General features: G+C 43.1%; 4 protein-coding genes and 1 tRNA gene. 3 read left to right on the forward strand and 2 right to left on the reverse strand.

Features of this window, described 5'->3' with window-relative positions; genetic code table 11:
- Window positions 1-94 precede the first annotated feature (94 nt).
- From pth to AS194_RS01125, 3 genes are all read left to right on the forward strand, one after another.
- Complete coding sequence (pth, locus tag AS194_RS01115) at window positions 95-676, forward strand: aminoacyl-tRNA hydrolase (RefSeq protein WP_058023656.1); 582 nt, start codon at window positions 95-97, stop codon at window positions 674-676.
- Between the two features lie 100 nt (window positions 677-776).
- Window positions 777-1,157, forward strand: a complete 381-nt coding sequence (panD, locus tag AS194_RS01120; protein WP_010196068.1) for an aspartate 1-decarboxylase — start codon at window positions 777-779, stop codon at window positions 1,155-1,157.
- 188 nt (window positions 1,158-1,345) lie between these two features.
- Complete coding sequence (locus AS194_RS01125) at window positions 1,346-2,320, forward strand: calcium/sodium antiporter (RefSeq protein WP_058023657.1); 975 nt, start codon at window positions 1,346-1,348, stop codon at window positions 2,318-2,320.
- Window positions 2,321-2,365: 45 nt separating this feature from the next.
- Here AS194_RS01125 and AS194_RS01130 read toward each other — a convergent pair whose 3' ends face one another.
- Window positions 2,366-3,028 (reverse strand): RDD family protein, encoded by a 663-nt coding sequence (locus AS194_RS01130; protein ID WP_058023658.1) that lies wholly within the window; start codon window positions 3,026-3,028, stop codon window positions 2,366-2,368.
- A gap of 254 nt (window positions 3,029-3,282) precedes the next feature.
- Window positions 3,283-3,359: transfer RNA gene (locus tag AS194_RS01135), tRNA-Arg, on the reverse strand.
- Between the last annotated feature and the right edge of the window lie 210 nt (window positions 3,360-3,569).

A 3,569-nucleotide genomic window follows, 5' to 3' on the forward strand; every position in this document is an offset into this window, starting at 1 on the left:
GCGAATGTTCAACACGCCCTAAGGTTTGAGAATATACTGTCTATCAATATTTCAAACCTTATCCTTATTTATCAAATTTAAGCAGGGTGTTTTTATGGCCATAAAGCTTATTGTCGGTCTTGGTAATCCTGGTCAGCAGTATATGTTTACGCGTCATAATGCCGGATTTTGGTTTGTCCATCATTTGGCGCAGCAGTTCAACATTACGCTCTCCCCTGACAAAAAATTTCATGGGGTGACAGGACGTGGGCACATTCATGGCTCTGATGTGCGTTTACTTATGCCTCTGACGTTTATGAATAAATCTGGTCAGTCAGTCGTGCCTATGGTAAATTTTTATGGCATCAAAAACGACGAGTTATTGATTGCTCATGATGAGCTCGATATTCCTGCTGGTAGCATTAAGCTCAAAACCGATGGTGGTCACGGTGGTCACAATGGCCTGCGTGATATTACCCCGCATATCGGTAATGACTTTCATCGTCTGCGTGTGGGTATCGGCCATCCTGGTCATAAATCTAAAGTCAGTGGACATGTCCTCTCAAAAGCGTCACCCGATGAGCAAATTGCCATTGATAGCGCGTTGAGTGCGGCTTTTGAAGCACTACCACTATTGCTAGATGGTGATATCGAAAAAGCACGTTCACAAATCAATGGCTTTAAATTACCTGAATAAAATATTGCCTCTATGGTAATAGCCTTTTATTTTGGCAGGTTTGTCCCCATTAACCTTTTGATTTAGTTATTTAATATCAGTTACGCTAAGGAAGCAACCTATGCTACTTAATATGCTTAAATGCAAATTACACCGTGCTCGCGTTACCCATGCTGAGCTTCACTATGAAGGCTCATGCGGTATCGATGGTGATCTACTAGACCTAGCTGGTCTACGTGAAAACGAATCTATCGATATCTATAATGTGACCAATGGCAAGCGCTTTCGCACCTATGCTATCCGTGCTGAGGCGGGCTCTGGTATTATCTCATTAAATGGTGCTGCGGCTCATATGGCAGACTTGGGCGATATCGTCATTATTTGTGCTTACGCGCATTTCGATGAAGTTGAAGCATCGACGTATCAGCCAAAACTGGTCTATTGCAACGAAGACAACACAGTTAAAGACACAGCAAATATCATTCCTGTACAAGTTGCTTAATATGACAGGATGGTGAGGTTTTGGTAAATTTAAGATAAACACAAAGTTACATTTTTGAATTACCTGCTATTATTACTAAAAATCTCGATGCTATGAGGAAAGCTGAATCTAAATCAAGATTCGGCTTTTTTTATGCCATTTTTCTCTATTAAACTCATATTTTTCATCATATATAAGGAAACATACCGATGTGGTTGGCAGTGATTGCAATACTGATTGGGTTAGCAATTTTGGTTTGGAGTGCCGATGTCTTTATTGACGGAGCAACAGCATTGGCAAAGAAGTTTAGTGTGCCAAGCTTCTTAATTGGGGTATTAATATTGGGTATCGGCACATCAGCACCTGAGATGGTTGTGTCAGTATTAGCAGCGTTAGAAGGCAGTCCTGAGCTGGCTTTAGGCAATGCTTACGGCTCAAATATTATCAATATTGCCTTAGTACTGGGTGCAACCGTACTGATTAGCCCTATCATCATCCGTAAGGGCATCGTAAAGCGTGACCTGCCGCTACTTCTGCTAATTACCGCCATCGCCGCGTGGCAGCTACGTGATGGCATGTTGAGCCAAGCGGATGGCCTCGTATTATTGGTGTTATTGTTCGCCGTATTGGGGCTACAAATCGTATTGAGCATTCGTGAGGGCTATCATGAGCATGAAGAGGACATTGATAATGCAGATTCAGATGCGACAGAGCCAAGCGTAGCGCGTGGACTTGGTAGCTTACTGCTCGGTATGCTGATGCTGGTAATCAGCTCGCGGGCGATCGTTTGGGGAGCGGTCGAATTGGCAACGCTCTGGGGTCTCAGCGAGCTCATCATTGGCTTGACGATTGTTGCGGTTGGTACATCACTGCCTGAGCTGGTATCAAGCTTGTCAGCAGCGCGTAAAGGCGAGCACGATATGGCACTAGGTAATATCATTGGCTCAAATGTCTTCAATACATTGGCGGTCGTAGGCCTAGCTACGGTGATTGCCCCGATTGCTGCTGATCCAGTGATTTTGTCACGTGATGTGATGGCAATGGGGCTACTGACGGTATTACTCGTTGCTCTGTGTGTGTTTGCCTTTACAAAAAAGCGCCAGTTCGGTCGTACGTCGGGCGCTACTTTGGTGCTGTTTTTTGTCGGTTATACTGCATGGCTGATTCAAAGCGTTAGTATATAACTTTCACTTTTGTATGTTTTGAGCCTTGCTGGCTATTTTATAATCCTAAGACTTTTTCTTACGATTTTTAAAACCGCGCCATAACCCTTCATGTGCTACTTTTGGCATTTTTAGGGTAATGGTGTTGGATAGCATATCCTGTACTGCGAGACCACGAGGGTTAAACAGACAAAAAACATAGTTGAATACCAATCCAAGAAACGCGCTGGCTAATAAGGCGGCGCGTGACCCATCAATAAGACTACCGATAATACCAAAAATCAGCGGCATCAAACACGCCGCCAAGATACGCTTAAACGACTGTCCCCACGTGAGCCACTGACCAGCATCATTGATGGTTTTCAATCGCCACGTTTGCATCCCCAATGTCTGACCACCACGGCGCCAAAATATCCCATAAAATGCCACCAGTGTCAGCACAAACGATGGTGTCATAATGGCGTTTTGATACCAAAGCGGTAGCGACTGAGCCTGTGAAGACTCGGTACCCGTCTCCATCGTCAAAAGCGTGCCAACTACGGTCAATATCGTACCCACCAAAAACAGCAAAGCCAGAATCAACATGCCATCATAAAGAATAGCCACGACACGAACCATAGGCTTGGCAATGGTGGGCTCTTCATTAGGATCTTGCTGCGCAAAAGCGCTCGGTTGCAGCTTTGATTTGCTAATAGACTTTGACGGGCGTTTAGAGGAATTTTTTGACATGGTACGAGCTCATAGCAAGCAGTGAATAGTAATGCTATTGTACCGTAAATGACTGACCTATCGTACATTATCCTAAATGACTGTCTAATCATCCTGATCACATAGGATAGCTATGAGGTGGCTAATATAAAATCACAAAACCAAAAGACCTAAAGTCACTAAGCAAAAGGTAATGCTAAAACACAAAAACTGCAGACATAAAAAAATCGCCAATTGTCATAAGACAGGCGATTGATTTAGTTGATTATGCAAAATGGTGCGCTTGGAGAGATTCGAACTCCCGACCCCTTAGTTCGTAGCCAAGTGCTCTATCCAACTGAGCTACAAGCGCGTACTTTGCAAATCATTTACCGAGTTGTTAAAAACAATTTCAGTAAATTAGGTTGGCTATTATATAGATAATATCGCTTGTGTCAACATCTTTTTTAATTAAAAACAAAATATTTTTTGATTTAACTATTAAGAATGTTTAACGCAATATGCTGCGTTACTACTCTAATAATAACTGAATAAATGGCGGTGAAGGAGGGATTCGAACCCT

The organism is Psychrobacter piscatorii (assembly GCF_001444505.1).
Taxonomy (GTDB): Bacteria; Pseudomonadota; Gammaproteobacteria; order Pseudomonadales; family Moraxellaceae; genus Psychrobacter; species Psychrobacter piscatorii_B.